Origin of the sequence: Legionella pneumophila subsp. pneumophila str. Philadelphia 1 (assembly GCF_000008485.1) — a bacterium.
In the GTDB taxonomy this organism is placed as follows: domain Bacteria; phylum Pseudomonadota; class Gammaproteobacteria; order Legionellales; family Legionellaceae; genus Legionella; species Legionella pneumophila.
Map to the genome: position 1 here is coordinate 1,755,498 of NC_002942.5, position 19,212 is coordinate 1,774,709.

Consider the following 19,212-nt stretch of genomic DNA (forward strand, 5'->3'; position numbering starts at 1 on the left):
ATCTATCTTTAATTCAAAAAAGCAACATCGATTTCCATTACTCATTATATGTATAATAAAAATCGAATGTTGCTCTCATAACAAACTAGTTAACCATATGTATTATTTTGGTAATGAACCGAGTTGATTTAGTTCCAGCTCGCTCTCCGCTTTCTCCACTGCTTCAGCAGATTTCGCACGTGTCGTAGCAAAGAAGCCTTGACTTGCTCCAAAAGTCACACAAAATACAATAGCGTTTACTATCACTTTAAACAAGTTCTTGAGGTATTCTCCCCAACCTAAATCCTTTTCCAGGATAGGTTTGGCCTGTTGAATCACCAGGTTACTAGCTTCTTTAAATTTAAGCCCTGCCTCTTTGAAATTGATTTGGGGATTAGCTAAATCAATAGCATATTGATCACGTGTTTCTTGCAATTGTCTTAGAAGAATTTTTGCTGCTTCATAGGCTTTGTCATATTTATGTTGATTGATATCCCCTATTTTACCTTTCAGTTCTTCTAATGCTTGATCAACCTTTTCTAATGCAACTTGTATTTTTTTATCAAGTAGTTCATCATCTTTTCTTTTGGTAACAGGTTGTTCAGTATCTGGCGATGTAGCTTTTGGCTTTTCCACTAAATCAGGTAGAAATCTTACGCGTTTGGGTTGGGTTCCTTTACCCTCAACGATGGCAGGAGTTTTACCTGCGCCCAATAAAGCTTCCTCCGTTTGCTCCTTCAAATGCACAGGAGCAGTTATCCAATTGATTAAAATATTTCGAGTTTCAAATATTACTGCAATTATTTGAAATAATTTCATTACTTCAGCTGGCTCTATACCATTTTGCTCTTTTGAACGATTAAGATCTCTAATTATTTCTGAAGTTTTCTGGCCAATTACAACATCATGTCCTACTATGCGAGCCAATGCTTTTGAATCACCAGCATTTTCTAATAATTGCTCAGTTAACTCTTGTAAATTACCGGCTTCAGTTAATGCTTTAATATTTTCTCCATTAGCTAACATCAAAGACGCAGTTTGTTCTGGACTAGCAAAAGCCATTACAACTCGACTGTTTTGATCTACTCCTCTCTTATACATTTCATGTACAAGCTTGGAAATTGCTTGATGCTGATTCTGCAACAATTCATGAATGTTAAAATAAAACCCTCCAATTTCACCCTCATTTGTTTGATAAAGCAAAGTAAAGTGAGTTTTTTTACCACTTATTAGATCCTTTGCATTTTCTTGAACTGCCTGGAGGTATTTTGCCAGAGGACCAGCCTGAGCACCATTGAGAGCCAATTCCTTGAACATTATAGAAATTAGAGCAGATTGTTTTTCTAATGGCTGTTCTCTTACGACCAATTTATCTAAATTTGCCCCATGTTCAGAGGTTGTTGTATCCTGTAAGGAAAGTACTCCAGCTTTTTGAGCAATTTTTAATATATCTGCGTCTTTCAATTTAGGCAGCATGAGTCGAACCATTTGCAGCAATGACATACTGTCTACATTCTTTTGTGCTTGAGTCACTGCAGCTTCAATTACATTCCTGGCTCGATTAATTTCTTCGTATAATTTGCTTTCATGTATATTAACAAGACGCGATAACTCAGCCATCTCTTGATTTTTTTGCTTTCTTTCCTGAGTAGGAAGATTAAGCGCATGATTATATAACTCGTTTCTTAAGTCTTTATATTCTTTCAATAGCTCTTCCATGTTTGCTATTCCAGAATTTATAAATTTTTTGGCTGCTTTTTGCAACTGTGGCCATAAAACTTGAACTACTTCTCTTGCCTTAGCCTGTTGTTTTTCTATTCTGGTATATTCTTCTTTTATTCTTTCTTCTCTATTTTTTATTCCATTTTCGATACGTGTAACACTTTTTCTGATTTCTCGCCGCTCTTCCGGAGAAATAATTAATCTAATTTGATTTAATTCACCTATTTGTTTTCCATTTAATTTGCTTTGGTTTTGATCAATGAAGGTTGCTAGCTCTTTATATCTATTTAATAAGGCTTGGACTTTTTTATAGTTATGTTCAGTAACAACAAGACCCTCGTTATTTAATAGTGTTGCAACTTGCCTAAAGTCACTTAAATTCCGAGCAATAGGATTTTGTTCTCTTTTGGAATGAGACATAGAATGATTCCTTGATGGTTAGTGTGCTCGCATTATAATCAAGGAATGCTATTTTGTCACATTTAATTGGGCAATTTTTTACAAAACTACAACATCTTAATGCATGTTGACTAATAGATAACAAGTTGTGCGACGTGACGCACAACTTGAAGTAAGAATTTATATAAATATTGTTGATTTGAATATTTTTAGGTCGATATCAAACAAATTATTTAGCAGGGATAATTTCAACTTGAAGATTAGCTACTACATCACTATGTACATGTACTTCAACAACATAATTACCTATAGAATGTAGAGGGCCTTCAGGCATAACAATTTCACGCTTGCTGATTTCAATTTGTTTTTCTATCAATGCGTCTTTAATTTCATTAACTCCGACTGAACCATACAATTTACCTTCGTCACTAGCCATAGCACTAATAACTATCGTGGTATCGTTCAATTTAGCAGCACGTTGTTCTGCATTAGCCAAAGCCTGTTGCGCTTTTTTCTCTAGTTCAGCACGACGTTTTTCAAATAATTCAATATTTTGTTCTGTTGCAAAGACGGCCTTATTTTGTGGTATCAAATAATTACGTCCATAACCTGATTTAACGTGTACTTTATCACCTAGATTTCCCAGATTACGTACTTTTTCTAATAAGATTACTTCCATCTTAATAACCCCTTACGTTGATTCTCTCACCCTTGCAGGTAGATATAATCGAAAATTAAATAAACTATCTAGCGAGCCAAATACAATATAGGCAAATAAGACAAAGAATGGTTTTAACAAGATCAATAGAAATAAAAGAACCACCACTCTAACTTGCCACTTTCTGGCTAAAATATAATAGGCCAAAGAAAAACCCGATAAAAAGAAATATGCAAGAAGTAGTGGTAAAGTGCTAATAGCCACTGGTACCTCAAAATAAGAGGCAACAGACACAATAATTAACATCAAAAATGAAAATCTGCCACTACGAAATTCTAATATTTCCTGTTTAAAACCACCGGGCATGAAAAGCTTAGCTTGTATAGTTCGGGCAAACATTAGTGAGATTAAGGCTGAAGCAATCACACTTAATATCTGGATACCAAAAAATAACTGAGCCAAACTTAAATTATTCAATCCATCTGTACTGCTTTCTACCAACTGTTTGTAATCCTGAAATTGAGACAATAGCACTTTAAAATGATTAAATTGATCACTTACGAAGTCAGGTATCAATATTTCAATGGACAGAAATACAAGGAATGCTTGAATTAGAAAAGCTCCAAATACATTTGACCAGCTGGCTGTTTTGCGTAAAGTCAAAGCAGCGATATAGCAAGGCAAATAAGCAACCAATGTATTGATCAATGCCCCTTCCAGAGGTAAAAACATCATTAAAGGCACAGAATGAACAATCATCGCAGGTAACATGACTTCAAATCCAGGTTTTTCACCTTTTCTCAAAGTAATTAAACTCATTAAAGCCACCGATAGCCAAGAGGCGAATGGGACTATTGAAAGAACAACCGCACAAACAATAGCATATTGTTTGTTTTCAAGAGTTGCTTTACTTTGTCTGAGTATAAAATTACCTGCAAGATTCATTTTATCTATGGCTGTCGCAATAAGGCAATAAACCAATAAATCTGGCGTGTTTAATTGCCTTGGCTAATTGTCTTTGGAAACGAGTTTGAGTACCAGTAATACGGCTTGGTACAATTTTACCAGTTTCAGTAATATAATTTTTTAATAGATTGATGTCTTTATAATCTATTTCATTACCACCTTCAGCACTAAAGCGGCACATTTTTTTTCTACGAAAATAAGCTGACATAGATGTTCTCCTCTTAAGCGACTTTAGTTTCTTTTTCTTTCTTCATTAAGACAGATTCTGTAGTAATCGCTTGTTTTTGAACAGTGATTAAGTGTCTTAAAATAGCATCATTAAACTTGAATGCATTCTTGATTTCATTAAGTGCGTCAAGATTACATTCTACGTTCATTAAGATATAATGTGCTTTATGAACCTTATTTATTGAATATGCCAGCTGGCGTCGACCTAAATCTTCTTTACGATGTATTTTGCCGTTATGTTTGGTAATAATCCCTTCATAGCGCTCAACCATACCAGGTACTTGTTCGCTTTGATCTGGATGTACTAGAAACATAATTTCATAATGTCTCATGAATTCTCCTTATGGATAAAGCCTTCCAGCATTGAGTACTGGTAAGGCAAGGGTTTTAAAAAGCTGCCAATTATAACTTTTTTATTTAGTCCTTACAATCTCATTGCGATTTAAAATAAGATATTTATTAATGCTGCGTATCTTAACTTTGCCTATTTTATAGGCAACAAAATCGCATAGCTGCTTTAAATAAATTTTTTTATAAATTTTACAGCAATTTATAGTGACAACCGTCACCAAAGTAAGGTACCGTTCAGCAGTGAATATTGGCCTTAGGAATAATTTATGAAAAAAGAGGTTTTTTTTAAATGGATATAATAAATCTTAAATTTGAAGAACCACTTATCATTCGTATCTCGAATACTGTTGTTAAAATTTTGGCTTTTAAAACACAGGAAAATGGAAATATAAAATTTGGAGTTGAGGCACCCAGGTCAATCAATATTCACAGAGAAGAGGTTTTCCATGCAATTAAACAAAAAGAAACTCTTAGCACAGCTGACTAATAACAAATAAATGCAAGTTATACCTTTCAGATACTTTATTTTATTGGCTGGAACTATAGTATTTCTATCGCTAGTTGCTTTAGTTATCAATCATTTTATCTATCAATTCCCCGGGAATAATTATTTTCCACCTAACACCCCAGTTATGGCATGCATTATCTTGTTAAATTATACCGGGTTGATTTTATTTTTTGGCAAAAAGAATAGAGTGACTTGCTCTGGATTAGAGTTGATCAATTTTTTTATTGTGATGTCAATCATTGCTTTAGCGACAAACGCTGTTCAATTAACTCCCTATCCTCCTATAGACAAGCAAATTATTAAACTGGAGGCGCAACTGGGTATTAATATGATATCTATTCTGGAGTGGACGAATAAATATCAACATTTTAAATACTTATTGGCGATTATCTACGATACCCTACCATATCAAATGAGTATCTTACCCCTTTACGTAATTGTATCAGGGCGATTTTATATCCTTAAAGATTATTATTTCCTATTACTCTGTACAACATTAATGGGGTTTTCTTATTACTACTTTTTCCCAACTACAGCACCTGCAAGTGAACTACAAAGCAGTTTATTCGCCCCTGAACAAATAGCTACAGGACTTAAATTTCATCAAATTCATAATTATATACACCCCACAACTATTGAGGGTGGTTTAATAGCTCTTCCCTCATTTCATACAATCTGGGCAGTTTTGTGCGTCTACTTAATCAAAGACTGGTTTATACCCTGCCTATTGCTGTCAATCATTAATGTTCTATTAATCCTTTCATGTGTACTGCTGGGATGGCATTACCCGATTGACATTTTGGCGGCCATAATACTTGTTGGATTATCTTATTATCTGTTAACTGTAATTAAAGTTGAGGCCCGTTATTTGGATTTATAGGCATTAATCTGACTGAAAACCCATACCTGAAAATAGTTATTGCTTAAAATCAGCTTGCCCTTGTAGAGGAGCATTTATAATTCTTACTGGCGTCCCTACAGACACTAAACTATATAGATGCTCAATATCCTCAGGAAGCATACGAATACACCCCGCACTGACTTTGGCCCCAATCCCATCAACTCGATTAGAACCATGTATTAAGATAGCTGGCCACCCTAAACGCAATACATGTTGACCTAAAGGATTGTGAGGACCAGGGGGGAACTCACTGGGAATAGGAGCACCAATGCTTTCAGCTGCCTTTTGTAATTTTACTGTAGGTCGCCAGGTAGGATTAATTTCCTTGGAGATGATTCTGCTTAATCCCAAAGGAGTCTCCCATCCTTTTTTACCAATCCCAACAGGATAAGTCATGACAACATTGTCATCTGGAGGAAAATAATATAATCGATATTCTGCTAAATTAATCACTACACCTTTTCTGGGAACGTTGGGGAGGATAAAACGAGATGGAATAATTAATTTTGTGTTAGCAGCTAGCGGATATCTGGCATTCACTCCCGGGTTAGCACGTACCATTTCATAATAACCGACATTAAAACGCCGGCCAACCTCATCTATAGTTTCTCCATACTCTGAAAATGCGACCTGAATTTCACCGACGGTATTTCCGGCTTCAGGCAATACATAAACATTCGCAAAAGAATATTGACTGAGTAAAAGTATTAAATACCAAACTCTTATTATAGATTTTGATTTTTGCTCCATATGATGCTTTTCTCTCTAAAAAGCAAGGTAAAACCATAACGTCTTACCTTGCAGAGAAATTATAAGCTGGTATCTACCTTAAAACGTTCGCCGTATTTAGATTCAAATGTTTTAAATAAAGTTTCCAGTTTATCTTTACCAAAATCATTTGCGTAATTCATAGGCCCTCCACGGAATGGAGCAAAACCTGTGGCAAAGATCATTCCAGCATCCAACAAGTCAGAATCTTCAACCACTTTCTCACGTATACAAGCTGCAGATTCATTCACCATGCGCAAAATTAATCTGTCTGCAATGGTTTTATCGACATGTGATGGAGCCTTTTTCTTAATTACTTTTCCATTTTTATATTTATAAAAACCTTCTCCAGTTTTTCTGCCTAGCTTACCTTCTTTTACTAAATCACGTAATCTTTGTGGAATAGTACCACCAAAGTGACTGGTCAGATTTTCAGCCACAGCAAGACAAACATCCATTCCTACTGTATCAGCCAGTTCAACAGGGCCCATAAACATACCAAACTGTAATGCGGCCTCATCTATTGTCTCCGCACTATATCCTTCATCCAATAACTGTACGCACTCCATCAGGTAAGGCATGAGCACTCTATTTATTAAAAATCCAGGGCTTGATTTGACAGGCAAAGGCAATTTGCCAATTTGATTGACGAACGCGCAAGCGCTCTGCTGAACTTTTTTTGTAGTAGATGAGCTGCTGACTATTTCTACCAAATCCATTTTAGCTACAGGATTAAAGAAATGAATGCCTACCAAGCGTTCTGGTTTACTCATTACACTGCTGATTTCATCAAGTGGGATACTAGAGGTGTTTGTCGCTATGATCGCATCTTTTTTGGCATTTTTTTCCACAGTTTTCATTATTTCATGCTTAACAACCAAATTCTCGAAAACAGCCTCAATAATGACATCTGCTCGTTTTACCCCATGCCCATGGGGATCTGCAATTAATCTATCCATTGCGGCCTGGATCAATCGAGGCTTACGCAGTTTTTTGCTATAAAGTTTATGTGCCCTCCCTATTGCAGGGGCAATTTGTTCATAAGACTTATCCTGTAATGTGACCTGAAGACCTCGCAAAGCACACCAGGCAGCGATATCCCCTCCCATAACCCCTGCTCCAATCACATGAACATGGGTCGCTTTGAAATGGCTGTCTTTGGCGAACCCTTTTAATCGCTCACGCAATAAAAATGCTCTGATAAGATTCTTGGCGGTATCATTTTGGGATACAAGTTTTTCTATAGAGTCCACTTCTTTAAGATAAGCCCTCTCTCCCACTCCTCCTTCTTTTTCCCACAGGTCAATCACGGCATATGGTGCAGGATAATGTTCTTTTCGAACTCGCTTGGCTACGTTATAACGCAGTAAATAAGCGATAGCTTTTCTGAGCAGAGAGCTATTCGTTAAACTTTCAATAAATGATGCCCTGTGTCGTGGTGGTTTATTCTTTATGAAATAAACAGCAGCCCTTCTTAGCTGACGAACAGGTACTACCTCATCAATCATACCGAGGCTTTTAGCTTTTGCAGCAGGTATTGCACTACCGGTTAATATGACTTGTGATAAAGCTTTAAAACCACCTATTAACTGAGGCAAACGCACAGTACCGCCCCACCCTGGATGAATACCCAGCATTACTTCAGGCAAACCAATACGTGTGTCTTTGTCATCCGTTGCGATTCGGTAGGTGCAGGCTAAAGCTAACTCATAACCACCGCCCATGCAAAAACCATCGATCATTGCGACACTTGGAATTGATAAAGCTTGCAACCGAGCAAATACAGTTTGTCCTTTCTGCAAAAAATCAACCGCTTGTGAAGAGCTCTCAAATTGTGAAAAAGCGTTAACATCAGCACCCGCAATAAACCCTTTTTCCTTGAGCGAATAAATAATTAATCCCATTGCTTTTTTATCATGCGATATTTCATGCAGCAAGCTGTTTAACTCATCCAGGACTTCTTCATTAATGCTATTAACAGCAGCATCCCTTCTATTTAATCCAAGCCACAGAATGGCGTCTTTATCTCGTTGTAAATCCCAATGTTTATAATTATTCATGTCCTTTCACCTCAGTAACTCGTTCAAGATACATAGCTCCTCCCTGACCACCTCCGATACAAATTGCTGCCATACCTCGCGACTCATTTCTTTGCTCTAAAGATTTAAGAACGTGCAATACAATACGAGCCCCACTGGCACCAATAGGATGACCTAACGCAATTGCTCCTCCATCCCGATTGAGTCGCTCCAGCGATGGCGCTCCAATTGCCTCCTTAAGGCCAAGCTGTGTTTTGCAGTATTCTTCATCGTTCCATGCAGCCAAACACCCTAAGACTTGAGCGGCAAAGGCCTCATTGATTTCCCAACAATCCAAATCTTGTGGCTTTAAATTATGTCTTTCTAATATAGGGGTTGCCGCGTGAACAGGACCCAAACCCATTTGAGAGGGATCTAGAGCAGCCCATTGTGAATCAACTATTCGACCTAATACCGGTAAAGCATATTTTTTTACAGCCTCAGCGCTGGCCAATAGCAACATACAGGCACCATCAGTTATCTGTGAACTGTTGCCTGGGGTGACCATGCCATATTTTTTGTCAAAAAAAGGTTTTAGTTTTGACAATTTTTCCACTGTGGAATCTGCCCTAATCCCATCATCTTGAGGATATATACAACCTTTATAATCTATAATTGGGGCAACTTCAGACATTCTATTTTCAGCATAAGCTTGAGCTATTCTTAAATGGCTTTGAGCTGCGAATTCATCCATTTGCTCTCTTGTGATGTTAAATCGATAAGCTACTTTTTCAGCTGTTTGTCCCATATTCAATCCTACTATAGGATCAGTCAGGCCTCTGAGCAAAGCGATTACCGGTGCCAGATAAGAAGGTTTAAACTTTGTAATTAAAGCCAGCTTTTGCCCCATACTTTTAGCTGCAAACCAGTTTGCAAGCCAGGAAGCCATTTTTTCATTAAATAACAACGGTGCATGACTCATGGCATCTGTTCCACCAGCAAGGACCAAATTACTGCGCCCTGTAGCAATTTGGATTGCGGCATTATCCAATGCCTGCATGCCTGACGCACAATTTCTCATTACAGTAAATGCAGGCACCTTATCACCACATCCCAAACGCAGAGCAACCACGCGAGCGATATTGGCCTCGTCTGGTCCAGGCATAGCGCTACCAATAATGACCTCATCAAGCTCGTCCGGAGAAAATGGTTGACGATTTAGCAAAGTTGTTCCTGCAGCAACTGCCAAATCTGAACCACAGAATGGACCTACTCCTTTTGCTTTAAGAAAAGGCGTTCGACTTCCATCGACAACATAAACGTTACGACCACTTAAATTCGACTGGTGTTTCATTAGTCCTCCTTGTTAGGGCCTCTGCATAAGAATCTATATTAAAATCAACAGATTCAAAGATTAGCAGTATTCTTGATATTTTGGAAATCTTAAGATGATTTTTTGATGACATTAAATTACGTAAATCATTCTGGAGGTGTTTATTCTTTAAGCCTTACTCTGTTAAAGCTTTCTTACGCATACCTTTTCACTTTGCAAATCATTTCTAAGCAAAATCAATTCATCTTTACGACTCTCTATATTAATTTTAGCTAATTCATGAAAAATTGCTTCTGCTGTTAAAAGATCTCCCCTCAATATTCTTTGCACTATTTCATTTACCTCTTTGGTGTAGCCACAATGATTTTTTGCTGAAAAAAATGAACTTTTCTTATTGGATCCTCTAAAGACATAGTTTTCCAATTTTTCACAAATATTCACTATTTCTGGATTGTGCCTGGGCTGGTGGTCAAGTTTTAAACTTGGAACAAGCACGAGATTTATCTTTGATATACTGGAAGGTTGTGTTTTAGGAGAGAAATTATGACTTAATTTTTTTAATTCTCTTTTGAGTGAAAATATCAAGGCATCGAACAAATCATCCTTGCCTTTATAAGGTAGAAGATATTGGTACAGTCCAGAGACTATAACTTGCTGATTTTGTACACGATTTAATAAATCATTTAGCATGTCGGCTATTTTTTCTGTCTGGATTTTTACTGAGAAATTCAGATAGGCAAGTGTATGGTTTTCCAAATCCTTCAGTAGATCTATCTTGGCTAATTCACCTATCTTTTTGTATATTTCGAAAGGATTTGCTACATCTTTTTGATCAACAAATGGAGTGACCTCCGGGTTTGTTCTTTTTTTCTTTAAATAATCTTTTCTAATCGCAGCTAATTCCCCTTCAATTTTTAATTCTTGTAAAATGGTCTTATCTGATAAGATATATGTAAAATCAGAACAATAAATGGATAGATCGTCTGATATTTTGGAAAATACCATAATTAATCCCATACAATATTTCCCAAATTCATCTAAGGTGACGTTTTGATTCTCATGACTTATTGAATAGTTATAAAGAGCGACCATCACACCAAAAATAAACTCCGGTTCAAAATTTTCTCCAAAATCAGAGTTTTCTTTTAATAATTTGAATAAATGGCTTATAAATAGCCTGGCTTTTTCTTTGTTTGATGGACAAATTGTTTCACTTAAATATTCCAATAGAGTGTCATACCACATAATAATCCTTTAAATCCCTTTAATAGGTAGTGTCATAACATAAATACATTTAAAAAAAAATCTGCTGATATTTTTATATGCATTAATGATATTTATTATGCTCAATTTTGAATTTCATCACTTTATGCAATAAGAATTATTGACGCATGTTAAATACCTGATATACTCCGCAACCATTGATTGGAGAGATGGCCGAGTGGTCGAAGGCGCTCCCCTGCTAAGGGAGTATGGGAGAAATCCCATCGAGGGTTCGAATCCCTCTCTCTCCGCCAATCAACGCGCCCGTAGCTCAGTTGGATAGAGTATCTGGCTACGAACCAGGGGGTCGGAGGTTCGAATCCTTCCGGGCGCGCCATTTTTAATCGGTCTATTCCGAAGGCATCGCTTATAAATTCATATAAACCTATTCAGCCGAGAATATTCTTGACAATACGTTCTGTTACTTCATCCGGGAGTAACTTTTGCACTTCACGCGCGAACCTGAGGTTGTTGCTGGCCACAAAAAAGGAAGCTAAACCAGCTAAAGACAGGGGAGACACCCCAACAAAGCCCAACCGCCGATATACATTGGCATCGCCCAAGCTTAATGAAGGGTTTAACTCCCTACCCTCCATGTTATTAACTAGAATAACTTGCTCCGCCCTGGGAAAACGCCTTTGAATCGTCTGACGTTGCTCGCTGCTCATCTCAGTTAACTCCTCAAGCGATAATTTAATCGTCGCTATATTGGCTGGCAATGCATTAAAAATAAGATGCAAATCTTCTGTTGTTCTGTTATTTAAATAGCTATCATTTAAACCAAGATGAATTAATCTGGAGTCTTTAAAGACTTGGAATATAGCTGCTAACTCCTCAGCGGTCATCAACTCCAGACTATTCTCGCCTAAATCAAGATGAGTCACCCCTGTACACTGGAGTGAACAAAACATCGCTGTCATTTGAAACATGTCCAGATGCCCAATGCCATTACGGCATAAATTGAGATGGGTGACGGAGGAGTCTTTTAGAGCATCAAATAGAGTCTCAAAAGCAGCAGCAACCATTAGATGCAATCCATTATCACTTAAATCGAGGTGAGTGACTGGAGAATCTTTTATGGCACTCAACAGGGATGAAAATTCGGCACCTGTCCTTTGATAAAGATCATTATTACGTAAACCAAGATGGCTAATTGAAGATACTTTCAATGCACGGAACATTTCCGACAACACGATCCCCGATTTTTTACCAAGATCATTATTGGTCAAGTCAAGATCAATGATTGGAGTACTACTCCATGCCTTAAATAGTTCGATTAGTTCAGCGTCTTGTCTTTGTCCCAGCCAATTGCAGCTTAAATCAAGCTGAATGATATCTGAATCGCTTAAAGCGGTTAACAAGGTGGCTAATTCCGTCCCGGTCTTTTGGTAAAGCTCATTAGCACTTAAACTAAGACGGCTGATTCCAGAGTCCTTAAGAATCTTAAACAGGGCTACCAATTCAGTTCCAGTCTTTTGCCCAAGGTTATTGAAATGCAAATTAAGATAAGTGACTCCAAAAGCCTTGAGCATACTGAGCAGAACTGCCAAGTCAGTGAATTTTTTCTCACTCAGTCGGTTTTTTGACAAATTGAGTTGGACAATCCACAAGCCTTTTAGTTGACTCAATTTGACAATGATTTTTTTAATGGATGGATTAAATAGTTCAACGCGCATGGATGCTTCTTATATTACTTTGCAAGGCTAAAAAAAGCGAATACGAGCTGATTTACAAAAGCTATGTCTTTTCACCTTAATCTGTCCTAATCTTTCTCGCCGTGCAATATTGTACTATATCACCCATCCATATCCATAATATCTTATGGACTATAATTTTCAAAACTTCAAAGCCGCATAAGCAGTCGTTGAATCAACTAGAAATTTTGTATAATTCATATATAAATAATCGATTTCCTTTCAGTTAATTAATTAGATGAAAAATATTTCAAAAGATATCATTCAAGCTTATATTGCTCTTGTCTTTTAACAGTAGGCAAAATATTCATTAAAAGGCTGCTTATTTTTTAACACTGAAAATTCTGGGTCATAATTAAAAACTTGAGGGTTGAGTATAAAATAATCTAATATCATCAAGTTACTCAACAATGTCTTGTTGTGAGCCAACAATTCAAGGAGCGTTATGATTGTTATCTTCGTCCATGGCTGGAGTGTCACGCATACCAATACTTATGGGGAACTTCCTCAATGGCTTGAAAATCAGAGTAAACAGGGAAAGCTGGATATTCAAGTCGGCAATATTTATCTTGGGCGCTATATTAGTTTTGATGATACGGTGACGGTTGACGATATAGCACGCGCATTTGATCAAGCGGTACGTGATGAAATTGCTGCTAAAGTAAAAGATGGGCAGCGTTTTGCTTGTATCACTCACTCTACTGGTGGACCTATTGTCCGCAAATGGATGGATTTATACTTTAAAAATAATCTTGCAAAATGTCCGTTGAGTCACCTTATCATGCTGGCTCCTGCCAACCACGGTTCTGCTCTTGCTCAACTTGGTAAATCCCGGCTAGGCCGCATAAAGAGTTTTTTTGAAGGCATTGAACCGGGAAAGTGTGTACTTGATTGGCTTGAACTCGGAAGCGATATGAGCTGGCAACTTAATGAAAGCTGGCTTGATTATGATTGTACTGCCAATGGTGTCTATTCCTTTGTACTTACTGGCCAGAAAATTGATCGCCAACTTTATGATGCAGTGAACTCCTACACAGGAGAATCCGGATCCGATGGGGTGGTACGCGTTGCTGCAACAAATATGAATTATAGCTTATTGAAATTACATCAGGAGGGGGATAACGGTGAAAGCCTTGTTGTCGCCAAAATGACACGAACACAGCCAATGGCATTTGGAGTTCTACCTGGACTTTCACATTCCGGTAAAAATATCGGTATCATCCGTAGTATTACTATGGCCAATGCAGCCACTCACCCCACGGCGATATGGGTCTTGCGATGTCTGCAAGTAAAAAGTCGTGACTCCTATAATAAATTAGTAAAAGAGTTGGACAATATTACTAAAGAGACTCAGAAAAATGAGCATAAGGAGTTTGTGAAAACACTTGTCTTTACGCGTGAGTATATAACCAATCGTTACTCTATGATTATTTTCCGGCTTATTGATGACCGCGGCAATCACCTTATCGATTATGATCTTTACCTAACTGCCGGACCTCAATATAGCGAGCAGGCGCTTCCTGCAGGTTTTTTTGTAGATCGTCAGCGAAATCTCAATAATCGAGGTAAACTGACTTATTTTCTTGACTACGATATCATGGAAGGTGGAATTAATACCCCAAAAATGCAGGGTAATCTTGGGTTCCGTGTTAAAGCATATCCTGAATCAAGTGAGCAAGCCCTTGCCTATTACAGGTTACTTGATTTTCATTCATCGCTTGCTGACATTCACAAAATACTTCATCCGAATGAAACCGTAATGGTTGAAATCATGCTGCAAAGACGAGTAGATAAGACAGTTTTCCGTATCAACAACAACCTTACTCCGGCAAAAATCAGTGGAAAGCCAACTGGGAAAAAGATAGATTGATACCTCTTTCGTTTAATGCATTTGCATCATTAATGAGAAAGTCATCTAGCCACAATTTGGGAAAAATATCTTAAATATTGGTAATTTTACTTTCTTTATAAATATCTGAAATTTTTTCACCATCCCAAATATATCTTAAATGGCATCCTTGTATCGGTATAGTGAGCGCGGGAGGTCTTAATACAGCCACACATAAGCCATTTAAATCTCTTACACTTGGATATAGCAAGCCCCATTCCTTCTTTTCACAAATTTTCTTGCCAAATTCCTGACTTTTACTATAACAAGCAGGATCAGGATTAAACAAGTCTTTATAACTTTTATCTGTAATATCTATTAATGGTTTTTTTATATTAGCTACATACTCTCTCATTGAGATGGAGCAAGGTTTTTCATTTGATGCGCTATAAAACCGTTCTCGATGAAAGCAAGTTTCCTTTATTGCTGTCTCAAGAGATGAAGCGGCATAATAAATACCAAAACTGCCATCACTAAATCTTGATTCAAATCCAGTATGTGTAAAAGCAGCCATAATTGGAGTAGATCCAGGACCACCAATCCAATCCTCTTGATCTATCAAATTTATTTTACCTAACTCTGCAAGTATCCTTTCATTGGTTAAGCCTTCAAGTAGCGCTATTTGTTCGAGCTCTTCTGCAGAATCTGCCCAATCGAATAAAGTCACGGGAGGGAATTTAGAAGGTATTAGTCTATGCACTTTATCATTAAAATCTATATAGGAATACATCCTAATAACCTCGCCAAAAGTCCAGAAACTTCCTTACATCTGCAAGACGAACCATCCCCCCTTCCAGCATATATTCTTTGGGTGTTAAACCTTTAAACGGAGGTAAATCGTTTTTACGATTAATCCAAGTTCTGGCTTGTTCCCCATCTTCAAACAATATACGTAAAGACTTATAAATTCCTAAAAGATAGGAGACTCGTTCTTTTTGATCCCTGTTTAGTTTCGCTTTATGGGAAGTGTACGTAGAGCGTGGCATATCCCCCATCAAAATACGGGCTTCACTTTCTTTTAAATCAAAACGTTCTACAAGATTGGTTAAAGACTTCCATACCACCTCATCTGGTATGCTTTGTAAAGACCTTGTATTAGTTTGCATACTAAACTCCTGACTGCTTTCTACTATAGTATAGTCTCCAAAGAGACAACTGTCTACAAAAAGACATATTAAGTGAATTAAATGCTCATTTAATGAAAAATACATTGATCTGACATGCAGAATATGAAATAAATTTCAAAAATCAATTAACAGTGCAACAAGCAAGGGAATAAGGTGCTTTAAAACCATAGTTAAGAGAAAATAATTTCAATATGATTGATACAATACAGAGCGAACCAAAAATAAATTTTACTTATAATTACAAACAACCTGACGACTACCATTTCAGTCTTGATTCAATTCATCTGGCTAAATTTGTTGCAAAACAATTGGAATCCTATCCAGATCTTGGTTCATTAAGAGTATTAGATCTCTGTGCAGGCTGTGGAGTAATTGGAATTGAACTGTCATGGTATCTTCAAGCAATCCGGCAGATTGATTTTATTGAGATCCAGGATATTTATACTGAATGTTTTTATCAAAACATAGCTAACGTTAATCGACCTGAGCTGCAATTTCGCTGGCATCTCTTAAATTATGATGAACTACATAAAAAAAAATGGGAAGACAAATTCGATTTGATTATCAGTAATCCACCCTATTTCCAACCAGGTCACGGAATGCTTTCCCCTTCAAAATTTAAAAATCGGTGCAGATTTTATTTAGATAGCTCTTTTCAGAGTTATATTCAAGCGCTGGGAAATTCACTTGCAAACAGAGGTAAAGCTTATTTTTTATTACGTCCATTAAAACACCATGGTCTTGATTTATTTTCTGACATACAAAAAATCCTGCAGGAAACATCAGTAACAGCAACAAAAATATCGCATATCCGTGGTACAGATATTATTTTATTGGAAAAGCTGAAATGAATAGTAGTATTCTTTATAGGACATTGATTTTGGTCTGCCTTAAAAAATAAAAATATTTTTCAACACAAATTAAGTATATTAAAATTGCATACCAAAGTATTCTTGAATGGTTGTGCCAAAATCCTTTGAGAATCAACTAGAGAAGTAGACAATGAAGTATTTACTGCATCAGAGTTAGATAACCAACAGACGGCATTCCCCTACAGAATAAACCATTCGGATAAAATGGAGTTTTCGATGAAAGAAAATGTGTCCCACCTGCCAAGAGAGCTCAGCCGTATGGTTTTCTGGTCACTTACCTGTTTAAAGAAAGCCATTGCAGAAGTCTATGGAAAAGAAACATATGAAAGAATCGAGCAAATTCGACTATCCATGCAAGACACGATCGGAAGTGAGTCGTTTTCACTTGGGAAAGCTCTTCATAGTCTTCAAATCGAGCTTTCCAAACTTGAGAAAAAACAGTTATATCAAATAGCTCATGGTTTTTCCCTTATGATGGAGCTGATTAATACCTGTGAAAATGCCTACCGCATTTTTCGTATCAACCAAAGAAAAGAACAAGTTTATTCTGATATGCCTCAAGGTATTCATTATGTATTGACAGCACACCCAACAGAGGCTCGTACCAATGAATTTTTAAAGCTTTTCAAAGAAATTCGTGACTATCTTATAGAAGTTCTTAAATCCCCCTATCTGATGAATGAATCTCATCTTGATCAAATGCTTAAAATCTCACTTCAAATTAATATTTCCTATCATGAAAAACCAAGCGTGGAAGACGAGGCTCAATACATCTATCAGTACGCACTCCATCCACTCAACATCAAACTGTATCATTCATTTTTAGCAAAAGGGGTCCCTATTCAATTACGCACCTGGGTAGGAGGTGATAAGGATGGGCACTCTGGTGTTAATGAAAAAATCATGCTTAAAAGCCTAGAGCTTTCTCGTTCTTTTTTTATTGCCTATATTCAGGAATGCTTAGAAGAAGTGCTGGAAATCATTAAGCTTTCAACTGCATTAGGTAAAAACAAATCCTTGGCAGATCAGATTAATCAGCTTGTTAAAAAAGCGTATGGTCTTAAAAAGATACAATCAAAAGATCATGAAAAAATATCGGCGTTCAAAAATGAATTGACTGCTACACAGATAAATGCACTAAAATTTTTAAATTTCGAACCTGAGCAATTCTCCATCATCTCCAGTATTTTTCATCTGTATCCCGCTTTGGTCATGCCTATAGAGCTTAGAGAGGACTCAGCCGTTGTAAAAGAGAGTTTAACAAGCATAAAAAAAACAACAATTACTAAAATGCTTGAACAGGTACACTCTATAACTCATGGGACTGATCCTAAAAACTATATACGCGGTTTTATCCTTAGTATGGTTGAATCAGCCGAGGATATAAAAAATGGAATTAATCTGGTTAAAAAAGTTTTTAAAAGCTATGCCTTGCCAGTTGTGCCCTTGTTTGAAAATCAACTTGCCCTCACTAACGCAGATACAATATTAAATAATTCAATCACTGAGGATATCAGACAGAAGCATCTCAAACAGTGGGAAGGAAACTATGAAGTTATGTTGGGTTACTCCGACTCGTCCAAAGAAAATGGAGTACTGCCCTCTCGGCTTATGATTGCGAAAAGTTTAAAAAACATTCAGTCTACCCTGGAAAATAAAAACCTTCGTCCTATCTTTTTTCATGGTTCGGGCGGTAGTATTGAGCGAGGAGGCGGGGATATCAAAGAACAAACTGCTTCCTGGTCGAAGGAAATGATGTCTAATTATAAAGTCACTGTCCAGGGAGAAATGGTAGCAAGACTCTTTGGTTCCAGTTCCATACTCAAAAGTCAGATTGATAAATTTCTTGATATCTATTCGCAGAAAGGCAAAAGCAATAACAATGATTATCCGGAAGAGTTGTCCTTGTTTTCGACAAGAGTTAGCCAGAAATATAAAACACTTATCCAAAGTGACTGGTTTTGGCAAATAGTAGAACAAGCCTCCCCTTATCATTTTCTGAAAGAATTGAAAATTGGCTCTCGTCCAACCAAACGAAAATCAGGCCCTGATCAACGAAAGCTTCGCGCCATCCCATGGATTCTGTGCTGGACTCAAACACGGCTTCTTTTTCCAACCTGGTGGGGTATAGGTTCCACTTGGTCAGAGCTAAATGGCATTGAAAAAAACAGACTTAAGGCTCTTTATAAAGAAAATGCTCTTTTTGCTGCTTTTGTAAAGCAATTAGGTGTAACCCTCTCCAAGGTTTATCTACCCGTCTGGGAACAGTACCTGCTTCAATTGACTGGCTCTATTGAATACCTAAGGCCTTTTCAATCAGAACTAGAGTCAACTATCCAGTTCTTCTATCAAATAACCGATGAGAAAGATTTCTGTTTTCACCAACCCTGGCTTGGGGAAAGTATTCAATTACGATCAACATTGATTCATCCTTTAAATCTTATTCAGATTGAAGCCATGAAAAGGAAAGACTTACCTCTTTTAAGAAAAACAGTCACAGGCATTTCTTGTGGTATGTTGACAACAGGATAATAGAA

At 37.1% G+C, this 19,212-nt stretch carries 17 protein-coding genes and 2 tRNA genes; 7 read left to right on the plus strand and 12 right to left on the minus strand.

All coding sequences use genetic code 11. The annotated features are described in order from the left end of the window. Positions 1 to 102: 102 nt before the first annotated feature. The 5 genes from legC6 to rpsF all read right to left on the minus strand — a co-directional run bounded on the left by legC6 (position 103) and on the right by rpsF (position 4,284). Positions 103 to 2,121, minus strand: a complete 2,019-nt coding sequence (gene legC6, locus LPG_RS07960; protein ID WP_010947317.1) for a Dot/Icm T4SS effector LegC6 — start codon at positions 2,119 to 2,121, stop codon at positions 103 to 105. A 208-nt stretch (positions 2,122 to 2,329) separates the two neighbouring features. Then, the gene (gene rplI, locus LPG_RS07965) at positions 2,330 to 2,779 is read right to left on the minus strand and encodes a 50S ribosomal protein L9 (RefSeq protein ID WP_010947318.1); all 450 of its coding nucleotides are present in this window, start codon (positions 2,777 to 2,779) and stop codon (positions 2,330 to 2,332) included. Positions 2,780 to 2,791: 12 nt separating this feature from the next. Next, positions 2,792 to 3,703 carry a hypothetical protein gene (locus LPG_RS07970; protein ID WP_015444462.1) on the minus strand — a complete coding sequence of 304 codons (912 nt, stop codon included), beginning with the start codon at positions 3,701 to 3,703 and terminating at the stop codon, positions 2,792 to 2,794. A 1-nt stretch (position 3,704) separates the two neighbouring features. Continuing rightward, on the minus strand, positions 3,705 to 3,932 hold the full coding sequence (gene rpsR / locus LPG_RS07975; RefSeq protein ID WP_010947320.1) for a 30S ribosomal protein S18: 228 nt from the start codon (positions 3,930 to 3,932) through the stop codon (positions 3,705 to 3,707). A 13-nt stretch (positions 3,933 to 3,945) separates the two neighbouring features. Next, complete coding sequence (gene rpsF, locus LPG_RS07980) at positions 3,946 to 4,284, minus strand: 30S ribosomal protein S6 (RefSeq protein ID WP_010947321.1); 339 nt, start codon at positions 4,282 to 4,284, stop codon at positions 3,946 to 3,948. A gap of 308 nt (positions 4,285 to 4,592) precedes the next feature. Here rpsF and LPG_RS07985 point away from each other — a divergent pair, with 308 nt between their 5' ends. After that, positions 4,593 to 4,790: a carbon storage regulator gene (locus LPG_RS07985; RefSeq protein ID WP_010947322.1), complete on the plus strand. Its 198-nt coding sequence runs from the start codon at positions 4,593 to 4,595 to the stop codon at positions 4,788 to 4,790. 10 nt (positions 4,791 to 4,800) lie between these two features. Then, the gene (locus tag LPG_RS07990) at positions 4,801 to 5,691 is read left to right on the plus strand and encodes a phosphatase PAP2 family protein (RefSeq protein WP_010947323.1); all 891 of its coding nucleotides are present in this window, start codon (positions 4,801 to 4,803) and stop codon (positions 5,689 to 5,691) included. A 36-nt stretch (positions 5,692 to 5,727) separates the two neighbouring features. Here the strand turns inward: LPG_RS07990 and LPG_RS07995 are convergent, their stop codons facing one another. From LPG_RS07995 to lem11, 4 genes are all read right to left on the minus strand, one after another. Beyond that, entirely contained in the window at positions 5,728 to 6,462 is a 735-nt protein-coding gene (locus LPG_RS07995) for a L,D-transpeptidase family protein (protein ID WP_010947324.1), read from the minus strand. A 59-nt stretch (positions 6,463 to 6,521) separates the two neighbouring features. Continuing rightward, on the minus strand, positions 6,522 to 8,540 hold the full coding sequence (locus tag LPG_RS08000) for a 3-hydroxyacyl-CoA dehydrogenase NAD-binding domain-containing protein (protein ID WP_010947325.1): 2,019 nt from the start codon (positions 8,538 to 8,540) through the stop codon (positions 6,522 to 6,524). After that, positions 8,533 to 9,852: an acetyl-CoA C-acetyltransferase gene (locus LPG_RS08005; protein WP_010947326.1), complete on the minus strand. Its 1,320-nt coding sequence runs from the start codon at positions 9,850 to 9,852 to the stop codon at positions 8,533 to 8,535. Before LPG_RS08005 ends, LPG_RS08000 begins: the two co-directional genes overlap by 8 nt. 162 nt (positions 9,853 to 10,014) lie before the next feature. Continuing rightward, positions 10,015 to 11,076, minus strand: coding sequence for a Dot/Icm T4SS effector Lem11 (gene lem11 / locus LPG_RS08010; RefSeq protein WP_010947327.1), 1,062 nt, complete (start codon positions 11,074 to 11,076; stop codon positions 10,015 to 10,017). A gap of 182 nt (positions 11,077 to 11,258) precedes the next feature. Here lem11 and LPG_RS08015 point away from each other — a divergent pair. Together LPG_RS08015 and LPG_RS08020 are read left to right on the plus strand one after the other, a co-directional pair. Then, positions 11,259 to 11,348: transfer RNA gene (locus tag LPG_RS08015), tRNA-Ser, on the plus strand. Between the two features lie 6 nt (positions 11,349 to 11,354). Then, positions 11,355 to 11,431: transfer RNA gene (locus tag LPG_RS08020), tRNA-Arg, on the plus strand. Positions 11,432 to 11,483: 52 nt separating this feature from the next. Here LPG_RS08020 and legL2 read toward each other — a convergent pair. Next, complete coding sequence (gene legL2 / locus LPG_RS08025; protein WP_010947329.1) at positions 11,484 to 12,770, minus strand: Dot/Icm T4SS effector LegL2; 1,287 nt, start codon at positions 12,768 to 12,770, stop codon at positions 11,484 to 11,486. A gap of 463 nt (positions 12,771 to 13,233) precedes the next feature. Here legL2 and plaB point away from each other — a divergent pair, with 463 nt between their 5' ends. Then, positions 13,234 to 14,658: a phospholipase PlaB gene (plaB, locus tag LPG_RS08030; protein ID WP_010947330.1), complete on the plus strand. Its 1,425-nt coding sequence runs from the start codon at positions 13,234 to 13,236 to the stop codon at positions 14,656 to 14,658. Between the two features lie 70 nt (positions 14,659 to 14,728). On the opposite strand, the gene LPG_RS08035 is transcribed toward plaB, so the two are convergent. After that, positions 14,729 to 15,406 (minus strand): RES family NAD+ phosphorylase, encoded by a 678-nt coding sequence (locus tag LPG_RS08035; RefSeq protein ID WP_010947331.1) that lies wholly within the window; start codon positions 15,404 to 15,406, stop codon positions 14,729 to 14,731. Position 15,407: 1 nt separating this feature from the next. Beyond that, on the minus strand, positions 15,408 to 15,782 hold the full coding sequence (locus LPG_RS08040) for an antitoxin Xre-like helix-turn-helix domain-containing protein (protein WP_011213883.1): 375 nt from the start codon (positions 15,780 to 15,782) through the stop codon (positions 15,408 to 15,410). A 212-nt stretch (positions 15,783 to 15,994) separates the two neighbouring features. On the opposite strand from LPG_RS08040, the gene LPG_RS08045 reads away from it, so the two are divergent. Together LPG_RS08045 and LPG_RS08050 are read left to right on the plus strand one after the other, a co-directional pair. Next, the gene (locus LPG_RS08045; protein WP_010947333.1) at positions 15,995 to 16,654 is read left to right on the plus strand and encodes a methyltransferase; all 660 of its coding nucleotides are present in this window, start codon (positions 15,995 to 15,997) and stop codon (positions 16,652 to 16,654) included. A 237-nt stretch (positions 16,655 to 16,891) separates the two neighbouring features. Further along, entirely contained in the window at positions 16,892 to 19,207 is a 2,316-nt protein-coding gene (locus tag LPG_RS08050) for a phosphoenolpyruvate carboxylase (protein WP_015444460.1), read from the plus strand. Positions 19,208 to 19,212 lie beyond the last annotated feature (5 nt).